The sequence below is a fragment of the Bacteroidia bacterium genome, from assembly GCA_040880525.1.
Taxonomy (GTDB): Bacteria; Bacteroidota; Bacteroidia; order CAILMK01; family JBBDIG01; genus JBBDIG01.
This window is the reverse complement of the sequence record JBBDIG010000040.1, coordinates 48,686-65,783: the sequence shown is the minus strand read 5'-3', so window position 1 is coordinate 65,783 and position 17,098 is coordinate 48,686. Positions and strand designations below refer to the sequence as shown.

The 17,098-nt window shown below is 45.0% G+C and carries 15 protein-coding genes; 8 read left to right on the top strand and 7 right to left on the bottom strand.

Translation table 11 applies throughout. The annotated features are described in order from the left end of the window. Positions 1-93: 93 nt before the first annotated feature. Positions 94-1,320 (bottom strand): DEAD/DEAH box helicase, encoded by a 1,227-nt coding sequence (locus tag WD077_11855; GenBank protein ID MEX0967926.1) that lies wholly within the window; start codon positions 1,318-1,320, stop codon positions 94-96. Between the two features lie 261 nt (positions 1,321-1,581). On the opposite strand from WD077_11855, the gene WD077_11850 reads away from it, so the two are divergent. Beyond that, positions 1,582-2,106, top strand: a complete 525-nt coding sequence (locus tag WD077_11850; GenBank protein MEX0967925.1) for a hypothetical protein — start codon at positions 1,582-1,584, stop codon at positions 2,104-2,106. 787 nt (positions 2,107-2,893) lie between these two features. Here the strand turns inward: WD077_11850 and WD077_11845 are convergent. Together WD077_11845 and WD077_11840 are read right to left on the bottom strand one after the other, a co-directional pair. After that, positions 2,894-3,535 (bottom strand): hypothetical protein, encoded by a 642-nt coding sequence (locus WD077_11845; protein MEX0967924.1) that lies wholly within the window; start codon positions 3,533-3,535, stop codon positions 2,894-2,896. Between the two features lie 241 nt (positions 3,536-3,776). Further along, complete coding sequence (locus tag WD077_11840) at positions 3,777-4,061, bottom strand: hypothetical protein (GenBank protein ID MEX0967923.1); 285 nt, start codon at positions 4,059-4,061, stop codon at positions 3,777-3,779. 416 nt (positions 4,062-4,477) lie between these two features. Here WD077_11840 and WD077_11835 point away from each other — a divergent pair, with 416 nt between their 5' ends. The 3 genes from WD077_11835 (at position 4,478) to WD077_11825 (ending at position 7,223) form a co-directional block, all read left to right on the top strand. After that, positions 4,478-5,956, top strand: a complete 1,479-nt coding sequence (locus WD077_11835; protein ID MEX0967922.1) for a sodium:solute symporter family protein — start codon at positions 4,478-4,480, stop codon at positions 5,954-5,956. 117 nt (positions 5,957-6,073) lie between these two features. Continuing rightward, entirely contained in the window at positions 6,074-6,925 is an 852-nt protein-coding gene (locus WD077_11830) for a VOC family protein (GenBank protein MEX0967921.1), read from the top strand. Between the two features lie 25 nt (positions 6,926-6,950). Then, complete coding sequence (locus tag WD077_11825; GenBank protein ID MEX0967920.1) at positions 6,951-7,223, top strand: DUF1905 domain-containing protein; 273 nt, start codon at positions 6,951-6,953, stop codon at positions 7,221-7,223. 115 nt (positions 7,224-7,338) lie between these two features. Here the strand turns inward: WD077_11825 and ahcY are convergent, their stop codons facing one another. The 3 genes from ahcY to WD077_11810 all read right to left on the bottom strand — a co-directional run bounded on the left by ahcY (position 7,339) and on the right by WD077_11810 (position 11,232). Further along, positions 7,339-8,655: an adenosylhomocysteinase gene (ahcY, locus tag WD077_11820; protein ID MEX0967919.1), complete on the bottom strand. Its 1,317-nt coding sequence runs from the start codon at positions 8,653-8,655 to the stop codon at positions 7,339-7,341. A 219-nt stretch (positions 8,656-8,874) separates the two neighbouring features. Beyond that, positions 8,875-10,512, bottom strand: coding sequence for an NAD+ synthase (locus WD077_11815; GenBank protein ID MEX0967918.1), 1,638 nt, complete (start codon positions 10,510-10,512; stop codon positions 8,875-8,877). Between the two features lie 30 nt (positions 10,513-10,542). Then, positions 10,543-11,232 (bottom strand): porin family protein, encoded by a 690-nt coding sequence (locus WD077_11810; protein ID MEX0967917.1) that lies wholly within the window; start codon positions 11,230-11,232, stop codon positions 10,543-10,545. 44 nt (positions 11,233-11,276) lie between these two features. On the opposite strand from WD077_11810, the gene WD077_11805 reads away from it, so the two are divergent. Continuing rightward, positions 11,277-12,320 (top strand): hypothetical protein, encoded by a 1,044-nt coding sequence (locus WD077_11805; GenBank protein ID MEX0967916.1) that lies wholly within the window; start codon positions 11,277-11,279, stop codon positions 12,318-12,320. Between the two features lie 97 nt (positions 12,321-12,417). On the opposite strand, the gene WD077_11800 is transcribed toward WD077_11805, so the two are convergent. After that, positions 12,418-13,722, bottom strand: a complete 1,305-nt coding sequence (locus WD077_11800) for a M23 family metallopeptidase (GenBank protein ID MEX0967915.1) — start codon at positions 13,720-13,722, stop codon at positions 12,418-12,420. A gap of 291 nt (positions 13,723-14,013) precedes the next feature. On the opposite strand from WD077_11800, the gene recR reads away from it, so the two are divergent. Genes recR through WD077_11785 form a run of 3 tightly spaced genes read left to right on the top strand, consistent with a single transcriptional unit; the run spans position 14,014 to position 16,995 of the window. Further along, a complete protein-coding gene (recR, locus tag WD077_11795) occupies positions 14,014-14,619 on the top strand; it encodes a recombination mediator RecR (GenBank protein ID MEX0967914.1) in 606 nt (201 codons plus the stop codon). After that, complete coding sequence (locus WD077_11790; GenBank protein MEX0967913.1) at positions 14,616-16,679, top strand: glycosyltransferase; 2,064 nt, start codon at positions 14,616-14,618, stop codon at positions 16,677-16,679. Before recR ends, WD077_11790 begins: the two co-directional genes overlap by 4 nt. Further along, positions 16,612-16,995 carry a RidA family protein gene (locus tag WD077_11785; GenBank protein ID MEX0967912.1) on the top strand — a complete coding sequence of 128 codons (384 nt, stop codon included), beginning with the start codon at positions 16,612-16,614 and terminating at the stop codon, positions 16,993-16,995. Before WD077_11790 ends, WD077_11785 begins: the two co-directional genes overlap by 68 nt. The last annotated feature ends 103 nt before the right edge of the window (positions 16,996-17,098 follow it).

Sequence of the window (17,098 nt, the reverse complement as noted above, 5' to 3'; positions counted from 1 at the left end):
TCCGGAGCGGAGGCAAAAATTATATCCTTTTCTAAAAGCGGGTCTGGAATTATTAATAACCGGACAAAGAAAGCGGTTGTTCCCTAAAAGTATTCAGGACCGCTGCGGCTTTCTTCGCGGCTTGCCTTGCCCCGGGCTTTTTCTACCACCTCCCGGTTTCCGGGAGTGCGGTTTATATTCGGGGCCTACACCCATATCTCCCGGCAATGGCAGTTTCCTTATTTCGTTGCCAATAAGTTCCTCTATTTGTCGGAACCGCGTCTGTTCCTTTGGATTGTCATTAATAAAGGTAAGCGCCACACCTGTAGCTTTGGCTCTTGCCGTGCGCCCCACCCGGTGAATGTAATCCTCGGCATCCATGGGTACGTCAAAATTGATGATCAGCTCAATGTTCTCAATGTCAATGCCCCGTGAAAGCACATCAGTCGCTACTAGTATATTTAATTTACCACCACGAAATTGTTGTAACACCTTTTCCCGCTCGGCCTGCTCCAGGTCACTGGAAATGGAGGCGGCATTCAGCCCGTGGCGTTTCAACTCGCGGCCCATGCGGTTCACCATTACTTTCGTGGCCGAAAAGATGATTACTTTCTCCACTGACTTTCCTTCCAGCAGATTTCTGATCAGCCTTACTTTTTGTTCATCATACGCCAGGTAAGCTGCTTGCAGAATTCCTTCTGCCGGCTTTGACATGGCGATGTTGATCTCTACGGGCTGCTTGAGGATCTTCTGGCTCAGCGTCCTGATCTTGCCAGGCATAGTGGCCGAAAAGAGAAGGGTTTGCCGCTCCTTGGGAAGATGGCTCAGAATGCGCATGATGTCATCATGGAATCCCATATCCAGCATCCGGTCGGCTTCGTCAAGGATAAGGTGTTCAAGTTCGCTGAAGTCTGCATATCCCATATTAAGGTGAGAAATCAGCTTGCCCGGTGTTGCAATAATAATATCAGCTCCTTTGGTAAGGGCTTTTTTCTGCTGGATAAAATCCTTCCCGTCTCCTCCTCCATAGACAGGGTAGGATGATACCGGTACAAAATACGCAAATCCCTCAAGCTGGCGGTCAATCTGCAATGCCAGTTCTCTTGTGGGAGCAATTACCAATGTATTGATCTTCCGGTTTTTGCCGTGTGCAATCTTGTGCAGGATCGGGAGGAGATAAGCGGCAGTTTTTCCTGTACCTGTCTGTGCGCAGGCTATCAGGTCTTTGTTTTCTAATATAGTGGGTATTGCAAGTTCCTGAACGGGTGTAGCCTCAGTAAAACCCATCGAACTCAGACCATCAAGCAGGTCCTCATCCAGGTCAAATTCGTTGAAATTCAAGTATACAGATTTCTATTGTTAAAAATTTGTCGCAAGTTAATTCTTCTGCAAGGATAACGATGAGTATAAAATGGGATTCCGGCAAGTTCCGGAATGCAGTTAATACCAGGGCAATGGTAAAAGCCGCATAGCTCAAATTTTATAGAACAATTTCAGTCTCTGATTTCTTTATGATAAGGATTTCTGAAAGGAAGCAGTTTTTTATTGCATTCCTTTATATCTTTGTACTTAATTAATCAAATCATAAAAAAAATTAAAATTATGAACAAGTTGAACCTGAAAAGCTTAATGTTAATTCTGGTGTTCGGTTTTGGATTTGCCCTGACTGGATGCGAAAACGACCCATGTGAAGATGTAGTTTGCCAGAATGGTGGATTGGCCACTGAAGTAGGAGATGATGATTGCGAATGTGACTGCGCTGCCGGTTATGAAGGCGAAGAATGTGCTACTGTGAGTGCTGACAAATTCGTTGGTATGTTTGAGGGCAGTGATGATTGTACAGGAGCGTCTTATCCTGTGGAAATCACCAAGAGCGGAACAGATGAGACTATCATCCGTATTGAGAACCTGGGAGAGTTTACTTGTCCCAATGATTATAATGTTGAGGCGAGCGTAGATGGCAATACTTTGACGATTGCTGAACAGACTTTCTGCACGAACATTTACACTCTGAGTGGTTCCGGTTCAATTGAAGGAAATACCCTTACCATTGAATACACGGTTTCATATGATGACGGAGGCACAATAGTTACAGAAACCTGTGAGGTAATAATGCTCCGGCAATAGAGAGCGAATGTTTCAGAAGCAGGACGAATTAGCCTGACCAGAACATACCTTTACTTATAAAAATGCCATTGAACCCGTTAAAGGTCTCAATGGCTTTTTTATTTTTGCTCCCATAGTTATTTTGCCCGGCCTGCCTTCAAATAATAATCTGGCCCATTTAAACCTGTTTATTAATGCTTCTTTTCTCTTCCTCATTTTACCTCTCCAAACTTAGTGTGTAAAAAGTGCTCCTCCTTTTACTTCCTTAAAAAATACCGGAATGAAGGAGACTATGAATTCGTCCCACATCCGTGATTTCCGCTTTCCGCGTCCGAACAAAAGTAGGGGAGCCGCAGGTTTGTTTAGTTTTTTGAAATCCAGCCCAATTTTCCGTCCAACAAGTTGAACCTGAAAAGCTTAATGTTGATTCTGGTTTTCGGTTTGGATTACAGTTTCTTATGAGGCTGCAGGTAATGTCATTACCGCAACTTGTCAAGCAGTAATGCTTCGTAAATAGAATGTTAAAAAAGCAAGGATACATCGCCTGATTAGAATATTTCATCAGCTTTTAAAGCTCCCATGGCATTTTTATTTGTACTCTTTAAATACTCACCATTAATCATTAATTTTAGATGCTACCAATAGCTTCGGAATATGCCTATATTCAAAGAATGGAATTACGTTTTGATTTTAAACTTCAGCTATTAAGAAGCCCGCTTCATGGATCAAAAAAAAGGGATGTCGTGTTGAGGACATCCCTTTTTTAATAGGATCTTGTAGTAAGACCCGATAGTTACAATCGGATGGATTAGTTTCCTTCGTTCTTAGGATTTTTTCTTCCTGGTTTTACTGGCTCGTCAGATTTCCTTCCTGGTTTCACGGTTTCCTCGCTTTTTCTGCCTGGTTCAGTAGTCGGTGTTGTCGGCTCTTCGGTTTGATTCCCGGGAGGAGAAGACGGAGTTCCTGTGCTGGCTTCTGGTTCCAGAGCCAGAATAGAATCGGCTCTGTGGTTAGCCACATCCATTACGCGCTGCTGACATTCCCTCTCCATTTCTTCACGAAGTTCTGCGATCTTTTCCTGAACCGCCATGTCAATTTTCTCCTGATCGGTCATCTCGTCTTTTTCCACATCGGCATCCTCATCTGCAGTCATGTCATCACCATCCTGATCCGTTGTCATGCCATCATTATCCAGCATGTCATCGGCAGATTCGTCATCCGCATCCATTTTAGCCTGAACGATGCTATCCACTTTAGGCTGAACCCGCATTTCCATCTCGTCAGAACACTGCCGGATCATATTTTCCCGGATCAGCGTTGCCTCGGCTTCATACGTAGAGTCGATAATGGCATTTCTTTCGGCATCCGTCATTCCCTTGTCGTTATCGCAAGAACTCAGGACAAATGATGTAGCGCAAAAAGCGCAGAAGATTAAAAACAGATTTTTCATGATTTTAGGCTTTGAATCTTTTAGGTGTAAAAATTAAAATTGTTCGCGTCAAAGATATGCTAAATTTTATTTTACAATTTTCAGCTTACTTTTAGTTATACAAAAAATAATGTTTTGAACCATTTAAACTACCTTTAAGATGCCTGGTAACGTGATAGTTAATAAACCCAAACTAGGGGTTAAGTCTTTTATGAACATCAGGATGCTTCTCTAATTTTCATTTAAGACTAAGATGTCCGTATTATATCGGACTACCGGATAATATAGGATACGAAGAAGCCCCTGCGTTTGCTAGGCAAGGCGCTACCGGCCCTGCCAGGGTTTTACCTGGAAATGCTAACGGTGTCCAAAAGGACGGTAAACCGGGAAATCTATAGCGTGATCTTAAAAACCAGGTAGACCCCAGGACTATTAAATTCTTTGGCTTCAACCAAGTAATTTTCGCTTTGTCCAGATTATATGCTGGTTTATTCATTAAGTCCTTAGCCATTTTTTCCGATTCCACTTTTGCTTTTTCTTCAGTCATTATTCTGAATATTAATTTTTCACATTTCCCCCACAATCTCAACTGTTCTCATACTCACCGTGCAATCTTTCTTCAACAGCTATTATATCTCAAAGATATAATCCTGAAAGTGGTCCCATCCGGCCGAACCGTCTTTTTATTGGGAAGCTCAAATTCCAGCTCCGGGATAAGTATCAGCCCTTTGCTGTCTCTTTACCTGTTCAGCAGGTTATTAAAGGCCCACGAGTGGCGGATTCATTTCGTGATCCGCCATATTGGATTATGTTCTGACTCAATGAAACCTTCATTGCTCATGCTACATCAGCACGAACAATCTGCATAGAAATACCCATAATGCGACAGCGGAAATTTGAGGTTCTCTCCTTTTTTTTATACTTCTGCAATCCCTAAAGGAATTTTCACAACCTCAGAATTTTATGCACTGGCTGGACATCACCATTTTTTTCGTATACATCATCACCATGCTTGGGGTGGGGCTCTACTTCATGCACAAGAACAAAAGCGGGGATGATTACTATGTGGGCGGGCGCAATATGGGCAGCCTGCATATCGGCCTTTCGGTGGTGGCCACGGATGTAGGTGGCGGATTTTCTATTGGACTGGGCGGTTTGGGTTTTGTCATGGGCCTGTCCGGAGCGTGGATGCTTTTTACAGGACTGATTGGGGCATGGCTGGCAGCAGTGCTGCTCATTCCCAAAGTAAAAGGCAACGAAGCATTTGGCCGGTTTCTCACGTTTCCGCAAATCTTCAATCATTATTATGGGGCGAATGTGGCGCTCGTAGCCGGCATTATTTCCGCGATCGGCTACATGGGCTTCACGAGTTCACAGATCCTGGCGGGAGCAAAGTTGGCCAATGGCGCTTTTGCGGCTGTAGACCTGGACACGGCCCTCATTGCCATGGGGCTGATCGTAGTTATATATACCGTATTGGGCGGCCTGAAGGCTGTGATCTATACCGATACAGTGCAATGGATCATCCTGATGGCCGGTTTGATTTTCATCGCTTTGCCTGTAGCCTACACTACCGTAGGCGGCTGGGAAGCTGTGCAGCAAACCGTACAACCGGAAATGCTGACGCTCACCAATATTTCCTGGCAGGAATTGGTGAATTGGGCGGTGACGATCATTCCCATCTGGTTCGTTGGCATGACGCTCTACCAACGCATTTATGCCTGCCGTGATGAAAAAACTGCCAGGCGCGCCTGGTATCTTGCCGGGTTGTTTGAGTGGCCGGTTATGGCTTTTATGGGCGTGGCGCTAGGACTGCTGGCGCGCGTGGCCGCAGACCAGGGAATGTTCGACTACCTGGGCAGCGCCAATGTTTCTGCCACCGATCCTGAAACGGGCCTGCCTATGCTGTTGCGAACGGTACTTCCCGTTGGCCTTATGGGTTTGGTGATGTCAGCCTATTTCTCGGCCATTCTCAGCACGGCCGATAGCTGCCTGATGGCGGCTTCAGGAAATTTCGTTTCGGATATTGTGGGGCGCTTCCGTAAATTCTCTACCGATCACAAAGATTTCGTGGGAATATCGCAAATCGCCACCTTGGTGATTGGTGCAATTTCGCTTCTCCTCGCCTCAGTAATGACACAGGTGCTGGACCTGATGCTGCTTTCTTACGCCTTTATGGTTTCCGGGCTGCTGGTGCCGCTGCTCGGAGCACTCTTCTGGCGACAAACTAGTCCGGTAGCTGCAATGGCCGCCATGATTCTTGGTGGTTTCACAACCATTTCCCTGCAATGGTTTGATCAGCTTTGGCTGAGTCTGGATGCCAATATTTTTGGGATCGCTGTTTCTGCAATCGTGTTTATAGTTGCTAATTCGTTCTTTCCCGGACCGGAGGCGAGAGGAGAGAAGAATGTATCAGAGAAAATATTCTGGATGCAGAATTGAAGAGGAAGTAAAGCTTGTAATACCAGCCGCATTCCACCCCTTAAAATGTCGCTTTGCTACCTTCTGCTTCGGTATTTGATATTCTACATTTGTTCAGGAAAATTAAAATCGAGACTTATGAAAGATCAGCAAATAACGCCTTGTCTTTGGTTCGACAGCAATGGCAAAGAGGCCGCAGAATTCTACTGTGCCATTTTCAGCAATGCCAGGATTACCACCGATACACCCATGGTAGTGATGTTTGAAGTGGCCGGAGAGCAGGTGATGTGTCTGAATGGCGGATCTAAGTTCCGTCCAAACCCTTCAATTTCGTTGTTCTATATCTCGGAAAGCAAAGAGGAAATCCAGAAAATATGGGAGGCTCTATCCAAAGGTGGCAATGTGCTGATGCCGCTGGATGCATATCCGTGGAGCGATCAATACGGCTGGTTACAGGATAAGTACGGTGTTTCGTGGCAACTTTCTTCAGGTAAGCTGGAAGATGTGGGGCAGCACATTACGCCCTGCCTGCTCTTTACGGGAGAGCAACTTGGCCGTGCAGAAGAGGCGCTCAATCATTATACGTACATCTTTAATAATTCCAAAGTTGATGGCATCATGCGGTACGATGCCAACAGCGCCCCTGATAAGGAAGGCACTGTGATGCACGCGCAATTCGGACTGAACGGCTATAAACTAATGGTGATGGACAGCGCTCAGGATCACAGGTACGAATTCGATGAAGGCGTTTCCCTGATGATTGAATGCAAAAACCAGGAGGAAATTGACCACTACTGGAATCGGCTCACAGAGGGCGGAGCCGAAAGCATGTGCGGCTGGCTGGAGGATAAGTTTGGCGTTTCCTGGCAGGTTGTACCTGAAAATTTAGGCGAGCTTATGGGTTCTGGTGATCCTGAAAAGTCAGAAAGAGTGATGAATGAAATCCTGAAGATGAAGAAAATTGATGTTGCCACGCTGGAGCGGGCTTAATGAAGTTTGGTTTGAAATAAGCGTAATGAAACTTGAACAACAATTTATAGCAACACTGCAGAAAAGCCCGGCAAAAGGGGGACACACATACGTGATGTGGCCGGAAGCTGCTGCATTTTTCGGCACTAAAGGCCTGGTGAAAGTGAAAGGAACAATAGACGGCCACCCGTTCCAGAGTGCTTTCATGGCGCTCGGGAATGGCAATCATAAATTACCGGTGAAGCAGGAAATCCGACAAGCTATTGGCAAAGAAGCCGGTGATGAGATCACAGTAAATCTTGAAGAACGGTTGAATTGAAATTAGCACAATGGGGTTGGGGAAAAAACCAGGACAACTCATAACTAATCAAAAAAAGGGAAACCCAAACCGGATTTCCCTTTTTTTAATACATTAAAATCTAAAATATGAACGCTTAATAGCGATAATGCTCGCTCTTATAAGGTCCATTCTTATCCACGCCAATGTATGCGGCCTGGTCAGCCGAAAGTTCTTCCAGTTCCACACCGATCTTTTGCAGGTGCAGGCGGGCAACTTTTTCATCAAGATGTTTTGGAAGTACGTAAACCTTGTTTTCGTATTTGTCCGTATTGTTCCAAAGTTCTATTTGCGCCAGCGTTTGGTTCGTAAAGCTGTTGCTCATTACGAATGAAGGGTGGCCCATAGCGCAGCCCAGGTTCACGAGGCGGCCTTCAGCCAGCACAATAATGTCTTTGCCGTCAATAGTATATTTATCTACCTGCGGCTTGATGGTGTCTTTTGTAGCACCATGCTTTTTGTTCAGCCATGCCATATCAATTTCATTGTCGAAGTGGCCGATGTTGCACACAATGGCTTTGTCCTTCATGGCCTCGAAATGGGGGCCTGCTATGATGTCCTTGTTGCCAGTGGCCGTAACGATAATGTCGGCTTCCTTCACGGCATCAATCATCTTCTTCACTTCGAAACCTTCCATCGCTGCCTGGAGCGCACAGATCGGGTCAATCTCGGTGATGATGACGCGAGCGCCAGCGCCACGCAGCGATTCTGCTGAACCTTTGCCCACATCTCCAAATCCGGCTACTACGGCCACTTTACCGGCCATCATAATATCCGTGGCCCTGCGAATGGCGTCTACACAGCTTTCACGGCAACCGTACTTGTTGTCGAATTTGCTTTTGGTAACGGAGTCGTTCACATTGATGGCAGGCATTGGAAGTGTGCCTTTTTTCATGCGGTCGTAGAGGCGCAGTACGCCCGTGGTTGTTTCTTCGCTGATGCCTTTTACATGCTTGGCAATTTCAGGATATTGGTCGAGCACCACATTGGTGAGGTCGCCACCATCATCCAGGATCATGTTCAGTGGTTTGTCTTCACTGCCAAAAAACAGTGTTTGCTCAATGCACCACTCGTATTCTTCCTCGGTCAATCCTTTCCAGGCAAAAACAGGAACGCCAGCAGCGGCAATGGCAGCTGCCGCGTGGTCCTGCGTAGAAAAGATGTTGCAAGACGACCAGCGGACCTCTGCGCCAAGTTCCACCAATGTTTCAATCAACACGGCAGTCTGGATGGTCATGTGGAGGCATCCGGCAATCCGGGCACCTTTGAGAGGCTGGGTATCACGGTACTCTTCGCGTGTTGCCATCAGTCCCGGCATTTCAGCTTCTGCCAGTTCAATTTCCTTGCGCCCCCAGGCAGCCAGGGAAATATCCCTTACCTTATAATCTTCGGCTTTCACCTTGGTCTCGATCATTCTTAAAATTATTTAAAAGTTAGAAAACATTTTTTTGCGGCTGCAAAAGTACAAAAAGTGTTGTTTTACCTGTAAATATCAATGTCTTATAATGGTTCTTGCATCGAAGGCACTGTACTGAATTTACACAAATCCTTAAAGTATTGATGGAGGCGAAACCTATTGATATACAAGATATTCAGTTAATTAATGTATAGCATTTCACATGAAAATGTCCGGCTATCCCAGGTATTTGGCTACGATCGGCATTCTTCTTCCCATGCCGAAAGCTTTGTCAGAAACGCGCAGGATAGGAGGGAACTGCGCACGTTTGTACTCGCTTTGATTCACCATTTTCAGGATGCGTTTTACGGTGGCCTCATCATATCCGTTTGCTACGATCTCACGCGGACCCAGTCGCATTTCTATATACTCGTGCAGTATTTCATCCAGCACCTGATATGGTGGGAGGCTGTCCGAATCTTTTTGATCCGGTCGTAATTCTGCGGTAGGAGGCCGGGTAAGTATAGACTCCGGAATTTTCTCGTCATTGCGATTAATATAACGGCAGAGTTCGAAAACCTCTGTTTTATAAATATCTCCAATTACTGACAGCCCACCGGCCATATCGCCATACAGCGTTCCATAGCCCACGGCCAGTTCACTTTTATTAGAGGTATTCAGCAGGATGTACCCGAATTTATTGGCCAGTGCCATCAGGATGATCGCCCGGCTTCGCGCCTGCATGTTTTCTTCGGCAATACCAAAAGGCATATCTCCAAAGTAAGGATTCAATTCGGCCAGAAACGCCTGATAAGGACTTTGAACCGGAATTATTTTATATGAAATGTCAAGGATATCAGCTAGTTTCTCCGCATCTGACTTTGATCTGCCGGAGGTATATTCGGTCGGCATCATTACGGCCTGCACGTTTTCGTTGCCCAGCGCCTCCGTTGCCAGCACAGCAACCAGTGCTGAGTCAATTCCTCCTGAAAGGCCGAGAATAGCTTTTTTAAATCCCAGCTTCTGAAAATAGTCGCGAATTCCAAGCACAAGCCCATCATGGATAAGTTCATATTTTGAAGGTTTTGAATAGCGCACAATGGGCGATTGCTTCCTGACGTCTTCCAGATCATATATCCTGAGATCTTCTGTAAAACAATCCAACACATCATATACGCTTCCTCTCGCATTCATCACGGTTGAAGCCCCATCGAAGATCAGTTCAGTCTGAGCTCCCACATGGTTTACATAGAAGATTGGCAATTGATACTTCGAAGCGTTCTTTCGCAGTTCGTCCTTTCTGCGTTCATCATGTTTCCAGGCAAAAGGAGATGCGGCAATATTCACCATAAAGTCCGGAGCCTGGCTGATGAGCTGGTCCATAGGATTTACCGTATAAAGAGGATCTTCCAGCAAGTCCCAGATATCTTCACATATCGTGAGGGCTATCCGGCAGCCATTCAATTCAATGCAGGAATGTTCAATGGCAGGCTCAAAGTACCGGTACTCATCAAAAACATCGTATGTAGGCAGGAGCGTTTTGTGGTAGATATGCTCAATCTTCCCGTCTTTTAAATAAAATGCGGAATTGAAAAGATTCTTTCCTTCGGGCCGGGGATTGTGGGAAGGCCCTCCTACAATGGCAGCAATGCCAACGCATTCACGGGCAATGCTCTCCATACTCTGTTCGCAAAGCTCCAGAAAGTGATCAAACTCCAGAAAGTCGCGGGGAGGGTATCCACAAATAGCCAGTTCAGCAAAAATCACCAAATCGGCTTTTTCTGCTTTGGCTTTTTGAATGGCTGTAATGATCTTGTTGGTATTATAATCGAAGTGGCCCGTGTGGTAATTAAGCTGGGCAAGTGCAATTCTCATGTGTAAATTGAGTTGCAATTAAATTTAATATTAAAACAAAACACCAAGATTGAGGGCTACATAAGCGCTTTTTATAGGATGCTCTTTAACCACGTTAGTAAAACCGTTATTAAATGATAGGCCACCCAGCAAATAGGTAGAGCCTCCGAGCGAATATTGCGCACCTGCGCCAATTACCAATCCCAATCTGAAAAACCGGACATCCGGAGCCATCACCCCCGTACGCTCACCATCGCTTATAATCTCTTCTCCATTCAATACAATATCCTCATATTTAAGTACATTTTTCACCAGCACATCACCTTTTGCAACAGTGCGCATTCCTATGTCAAGTCCAAAATGTCCGAAATAAGTAAAATAGCCAATCTCATTCGTCTTTCCTTTAAGCATTACAGGAATTTCCACATATTGAACATTCATTTCCACAGAAGAATCAATACCTGAGGTAGTATATTTAAAACTGCCGGGAACCTGGCTCAGCATTAACTCAAATGCAACCGCATAATTCTCAGCCAAATTAAATTCAAGCATGGCTCCGTAGGAAAAGCCGAGTTTAGGCCCTGTGCCTTCCAGTGTATCAGAGTCTACTTTCAGAAAGGAGATCAGCGGGTTAAACCGCAATCCAAAATTTACCTTTTGAAAATCAGGTGTTGATTTTTCCTGGGCGGTCGAATTAAATGCAATGAAAGCGAGTATCAGGAAGGCAACAAGGTTTTTCATAGTTTTGCCGTTTGTCAGATTTATGGTGTTAAACAGATGATGATATGATTGGTTTTGCGTGGCGAAAATACCATCTTTTCCTTCCACAAATTATTTTCATTTTTTTCTTCTATGCCTGTGATTCCGGCAGGTATGATGTGGACGTGTCCCATATTGAAGCCCCCATTGAGGTGAAGCGTTTTGAGGTTGAGCTTTTTAATATTCCAGAAGAAAATTTTGAAAAGGAAATCGTCAGTCTTCAGGAAAAATATCCTGAAATGTTCCGTTTTTACGTTGAGCATTTGCTGCGTGCAGGTTCGGTTGAAAAGGAGAGCTATGTGGAAAATCTTAAGAAGTTCGTGTACGATCCCTACATGCGTGAACTATATAATGACCAGATGGCGCAGTTCCGCAAATTTGACCAGTATGAACAGGAGATTGAAGAAGGAATGCGGCATGTTAAATATTATTATCCCAAGGATACCCTGCCTGCAATTTTTACGATCATTACCGGAATGACTTATCAGGTCGTAACGTTTGAGGGCGCTTTTATCGCTATTTCGCCTGATATGTTTTTGGGCGCTGATTATAAATTTTATCCCAGCCGCGATTATTACAATTACCAGATGAGGCGATTCCGGCCGGAATATATTGATGCGCAGGTGCTGAAGGCATATTATTCAATGAAGTTCCCGGAGGCAGAATATGTGGATAATACATTACTCAGCGAAATGATATATCAGGGAAAAATGCTTTTTTGGCTGGACGTGATGGCTCCTGAAATGGATGATACTATTAAAATAGAATATACGGGTGAGCAGCTTGAATGGGCGCAGGAAAATGAGGGCGAAATGTACCAGCATTTTGTACAGGAAGAGCTTTTTTATATAACCAAACAAGTCATTAAGGATAGATACATGAGGGATGCGCCATTCACGATTGCCGAAGGTGTACCACAGGAATCATCGCCACGGCTCGGAGAATATCTTGGTTGGCAAATAGTCAGGAATTATATGGACGATAATGATGCGGTGACAGTTCAGGAATTATTTGCCGATAAAAATTACCAGAAAATATTTGACAGATCCAGGTATAAACCCAGGCTCTGAACGATCATTGGACGGGAAAACTTTCATAGGATTTGTCTTTGAATGCAGAAAAATCTGAACCCGCGCGGAATGATTTTATGCAGGAGCATCCTGATTTTCACTCTCTTTTCCAGGCCCAGTTATCCGTTTCAGTTTTTACCAGATAAAATTCATTGTAGCGCCCATACACCGGTAAAGAAGCTGACCGGGCCATTTGTACGAGCAGGGCAGAAGGGGCAGGCGCTTCATATAAAGAATCCGTGGTTTGAGCCGGAACATCAGAAAAAGGCTCCCCGGCAGGTGCAGCCAGCGATGAATGGAAGTAAGCCAGCTTCATGTCAGGCAACTGTATTCGAAACCAATCTTCTGTGGCAGCAAGTACGGTAAACGGTGTATTTCGCTCTGCGCCACCCAATACAGGCCGGGAGTTTTCCGGACTTCTCCTGAGATTGGCTTGCGCTGCGGTAACCCTCATTAACTTTCCTGGAGCAGAAATGTCAGCAGTGAGGGGTGCAGGTTGTGGCAAGCGGTTGTCAATAAAGGGAAGCGGATCTATTGCACCTCCTGATGTGTAAATCCCAAAATGCAGGTGGTGAGCCGTGTAGCGGGCGTTTCCGGTATTTCCAACCAGGCCGAGCGTATCCCCGGTATTTACTCTTTTTCCGGCTCCCACCATTTGCGAATCCAGATGGGCGTAATAATAACTGGCACCTTCGCCCCGGAGCCACACCACCTTTCCACCCAGCCGGTTGGTGCCGGTGCGCGTAATAATTCCGTTACTTACGGCCACTACCGGGGTTCCGCGCGGTGCAAATACATCCACGCCCTCATGCGATCGTGCTCCGCCATCACGGGGATCAGCCCAAAAACTGAGGATGGACCGTGTATCGCTTTCGGCAACAGGAAAACCGAGTGAAGGCTGTAAACGGATCGTAAGAGTGTAGCGGCCACCTTTTAATAATTCCGGCTGCATCCGGAGAAGATACTCCGCATTGCTTTTGGCTGTAAATTCCATCATGAACTCATCTTCGCCCAGAAAAGCCACCTGCTCAGGAGATTTCCCCTCCTTCAATATAAACAGATCCATGAAAATCCTGAAATGTGCTGGCGGAGTGGTTTCAAGACTAAAGATCATTTTCTGGCCGCGCTTTCCGGTAAATCGCAATCCTGTAGCCTGGACTTTATCCGCGAAAAAATATCCTTCTTCCTGATAGGGCAATGAAATGATCAGAGAATCGCTCAATGCTGCGCTGGCCGTTTGCTGCCATTGCCGCCCCAGTGCAGTCTGCTCCAGCCCGGCTTTTACCAGCGATTTGGTATATACTTCATGCGGACTGCTTTTTTTGATAACTTCTTTAATTTCATTACAGCCTGAAAGAATAAAAACAAAGGAGCAGAGCAGCAGGAAATACTTTCGTGTCATATTGAGTAATAAATATTTCCTGTTTAAATATGGATTTGCGTTTTAAGTTTTAGAAAATTTCATGATTCTCGATAAACTTGATTTCATGACGATCAGCATTTTCAGAATTTGGGAATGCTTCAACTGCCAGGGTCTTTCTACCGGCTTAGTAATTCGGAAGTAGTGCAAGGCGTCCGTCAACTTTATGAGAAAAGTTTTAATTAAATTTAAAATTGCCCCTACTTGTTATATACCTGCATTCCCGCCATTTTTTAGGAACTTTGAAGCCTTCATAGAGTGGCTAAACATTACATGCAATATCCTTCTAAGCTTATTGAAGAAGCAGTAAATGAATTTATGCGGTTACCTGGAATCGGGAAAAAAACTGCAACCCGGCTGGTACTAAGCCTGGTGAAACAGCGGCCTGCTGAAATTTCTCATTTTAGTGGTATTCTTCAAAAGCTATCTGAAAATCTGAAGCACTGCCAGGTATGTCATAACCTTACGGATGATGATATCTGTGCGATTTGCGGAAATCCGTACCGGGATGGAAGCGTGCTGTGCATTGTAGAGGATGTGCGCGATGTACTGGCCATTGAGAACACGGGGCAGTACCGTGGCAAATATCATGTGCTGAACGGTCTGATTTCTCCGATGGATGGAATCGGGCCGGATGATATTAATGTTAACAATCTGATCGTTCGCATTGAAGAAGAAAAAGTAGGGGAAATCATTTTTGCCCTCAGCGCCACAATGGAAGGTGACACTACCATGTTCTATATCTCAAAAAAAACCCAACCAATGGATATCCGGATTTCTACGCTTTCGCGCGGAATAGCGGTGGGAGGGGAGTTGGAATATGCTGACGAAATTACCCTTGGACGCTCTATCATCACCCGCATACCTTATAGCGTATGAAGCTCTCAGTAATTATAGTCAATTACAACGTAAAGTATTTTCTTGAACAGGCGCTCTATTCTGTGAGGAGAGCCGGAAAAAGAATGACAGAGGCCGGCCTGGGCGAATATGAAGTTTACGTAGTAGATAATAATTCGGTGGACGGTAGCGCTGAAATGGTGCGGCATAAATTCCCTGAAGTAAAGCTCATTGTAAATGAGAAAAATGCGGGTTTTTCTGCCGCCAATAATCAGGCAATATCCCTGAGCAAAGCGGAATATATTCTCCTGCTCAATCCTGATACGGTGGTGGAAGAAGACACTTTCACAAAATGTGTCAGCTTCATGGACGATTATCCAATGGCTGGTGGCCTGGGCGTAAAAATGCTGGATGGAAAAGGGCGGTTTCTGCCGGAATCGAAGCGCGCTTTCCCCACGCCCTCCGTGGCTTTTTATAAAATGTCAGGGCTTTCTTCGCTTTTTCCAAAAAGCCGGGTGTTTGGCCGCTATCATCTTGGCTATTTAAGCCCCGAAGAAGTACACGAAGTGGATGTACTGGCCGGAGCCTTTATGCTGATGCGCAAAAGTGTGCTGGATGAAATCGGCCTTCTGGACGAGACCTTTTTTATGTATGGCGAGGATATAGACCTCTCTTACCGGATAAAAAAAGGAGGTTATAAAAATTACTATTATCCTAAAACGCGGATCATTCATTACAAAGGAGAAAGCACACGCAAAAGCAGCGTGAACTATGTTTTTATCTTTTATAATGCAATGGTAATTTTTGCGAAAAAGCATTTTTCTTCCGGGCAGGCGAAAATGTTTTCCTTTCTTATCAACATTGCAATTTACCTGCGGGCAACAGCATCTGTCATTGCCCGAATCATTAAAACACTGGCCCTGCCGGCAACAGATGCAGCAATGATATTTGGCGGGTTGCTGCTTTTAAAGAATTACTGGGAAAGCACAGTAAAATATATTGATGGCGGTGAATATCCGGTTGAGCTGGTTTATTACAGTTTTCCCGCCTATACGCTGATCTGGATTTTAACCAATGCGCTTTCAGGCAGCTACCAGAGGCCCTATAGTTTAAGAAAACTGGTAAAAGGCGTGGTAGCAGGGACAATTCTTATATCTGTTATTTATGCATTTTTACCGGAATCATTCCGCTATTCGCGCGCGCTCATTATTTTGGGCGCTGCTATCGCAGCTGTAATTATGATGTTTAACCGGCTGTTATTGCACCTTGTGCGGGAGCGGAATCTTGATTTTGGAGAACCCAGGGAGAAGCGAGTGGCAATAGTAGGAAATCCACAGGAGGCCAACCGCGTGTTGGCCTTGCTTGAAAAAACCCGTGTTAATTTTAATCTAACCGGATTTGTTGCTACCGAGGAGTCGTACGAGAACGAAACAAACTTTGTGGGTTCCATCCGGCAGCTTAATGAAATTGCCGAAGTATATCAGGTAAACGAAATTATATTCTGCTCCAAGGATGTGTCTTCCCGCGAAATAATTCATTGGATGACGACAATCAGCAAAGCAAACGTAAATTATAAGATCGTTCCTGAGGAGAGCCTCTTTATTATTGGCAGCAATTCAAAGCATGCGCAGGGTGATCTCTATACTATCCAGCTTCATCTGGCGCTGTCAAGGCCGGATGTCCGCTTCAGAAAAAGATTAATGGATCTTGGTATTACGCTGTTTCTGTTTGTGGCTTCTCCGGTTTTAATCTGGAGAATTAAAGACAAAGGCGGATATTTCAGAAATATAATCCAGGTGCTTTCCGCAAAGAAAAGCTGGGTAGGATATGTGCCGGTGGAACAAAAAGAATCGCTGCCAAAAATACCACGGGGTATATTAACTCCACAAGATCGCTACGCCTACAGAAAAATGGGCCTTCCAATGTTGGAGCGGCTTAATTTCCTCTATGCAAGAGATTACAGGATAGAGCAGGATATAGAGATTGTGTGGAATGGTCTGAGGCACCTGGGAAGACAACAACTCAAATTGTTTTATGATGAAAGAGATCGTTCATACAGCCAAGGCTCCGAATCCAATAGGACCCTACAATCAAGCAGTTAAAGCAGGGAATACGCTCTATTGCAGTGGCCAGATCGCCATTGACCCTGAAAATGGCGAGTTGCTCCGGGGAAGCGTGGGAGCAGAAACCCGCCAGGTAATGGAAAACCTGAAGTATATTTTGGAAGAAGCAGAAATGGCGCTTTCTGATGTGGTGAAATGCAGCATTTTTCTAAGGAATATGGATGACTTCACCATCGTGAATGAGGTTTACGGAGCCTATTTTATTGAAAATTTCCCTGCACGGGAAACGGTACAGGTAGCACGTTTACCTAAGGATGCAAGGGTGGAAATATCATTGATCGCTGTTAAAGCTTAGCTTTAAATATGATGATCTGATCTAAATAAAAACGATCCGGAAAATCAATAAAAAAAGGCTGCCTATAAATAAGACAGCCTTTTTTACTTTCTGAAATGCAAAG

What these genes read in the sequence shown, in the direction of transcription:
- WD077_11850 (MEX0967925.1), top strand. Translation starts at nt 1,582, where the DNA reads ATGAACAAGTTGAACCTGAAAAGCTTAATGTTAATTCTGGTGTTCGGT.
- WD077_11845 (MEX0967924.1), bottom strand. Translation starts at nt 3,535, where the DNA reads ATGAAAAATCTGTTTTTAATCTTCTGCGCTTTTTGCGCTACATCATTT.
- WD077_11840 (MEX0967923.1), bottom strand. Translation starts at nt 4,061, where the DNA reads ATGACTGAAGAAAAAGCAAAAGTGGAATCGGAAAAAATGGCTAAGGAC.
- WD077_11835 (MEX0967922.1), top strand. Translation starts at nt 4,478, where the DNA reads ATGCACTGGCTGGACATCACCATTTTTTTCGTATACATCATCACCATG.
- WD077_11830 (MEX0967921.1), top strand. Translation starts at nt 6,074, where the DNA reads ATGAAAGATCAGCAAATAACGCCTTGTCTTTGGTTCGACAGCAATGGC.
- WD077_11825 (MEX0967920.1), top strand. Translation starts at nt 6,951, where the DNA reads ATGAAACTTGAACAACAATTTATAGCAACACTGCAGAAAAGCCCGGCA.
- ahcY (MEX0967919.1), bottom strand. Translation starts at nt 8,655, where the DNA reads ATGATCGAGACCAAGGTGAAAGCCGAAGATTATAAGGTAAGGGATATT.
- WD077_11815 (MEX0967918.1), bottom strand. Translation starts at nt 10,512, where the DNA reads ATGAGAATTGCACTTGCCCAGCTTAATTACCACACGGGCCACTTCGAT.
- WD077_11810 (MEX0967917.1), bottom strand. Translation starts at nt 11,232, where the DNA reads ATGAAAAACCTTGTTGCCTTCCTGATACTCGCTTTCATTGCATTTAAT.
- WD077_11805 (MEX0967916.1), top strand. Translation starts at nt 11,277, where the DNA reads ATGATTGGTTTTGCGTGGCGAAAATACCATCTTTTCCTTCCACAAATT.
- WD077_11800 (MEX0967915.1), bottom strand. Translation starts at nt 13,722, where the DNA reads ATGACACGAAAGTATTTCCTGCTGCTCTGCTCCTTTGTTTTTATTCTT.
- recR (MEX0967914.1), top strand. Translation starts at nt 14,014, where the DNA reads ATGCAATATCCTTCTAAGCTTATTGAAGAAGCAGTAAATGAATTTATG.
- WD077_11790 (MEX0967913.1), top strand. Translation starts at nt 14,616, where the DNA reads ATGAAGCTCTCAGTAATTATAGTCAATTACAACGTAAAGTATTTTCTT.
- WD077_11785 (MEX0967912.1), top strand. Translation starts at nt 16,612, where the DNA reads ATGATGAAAGAGATCGTTCATACAGCCAAGGCTCCGAATCCAATAGGA.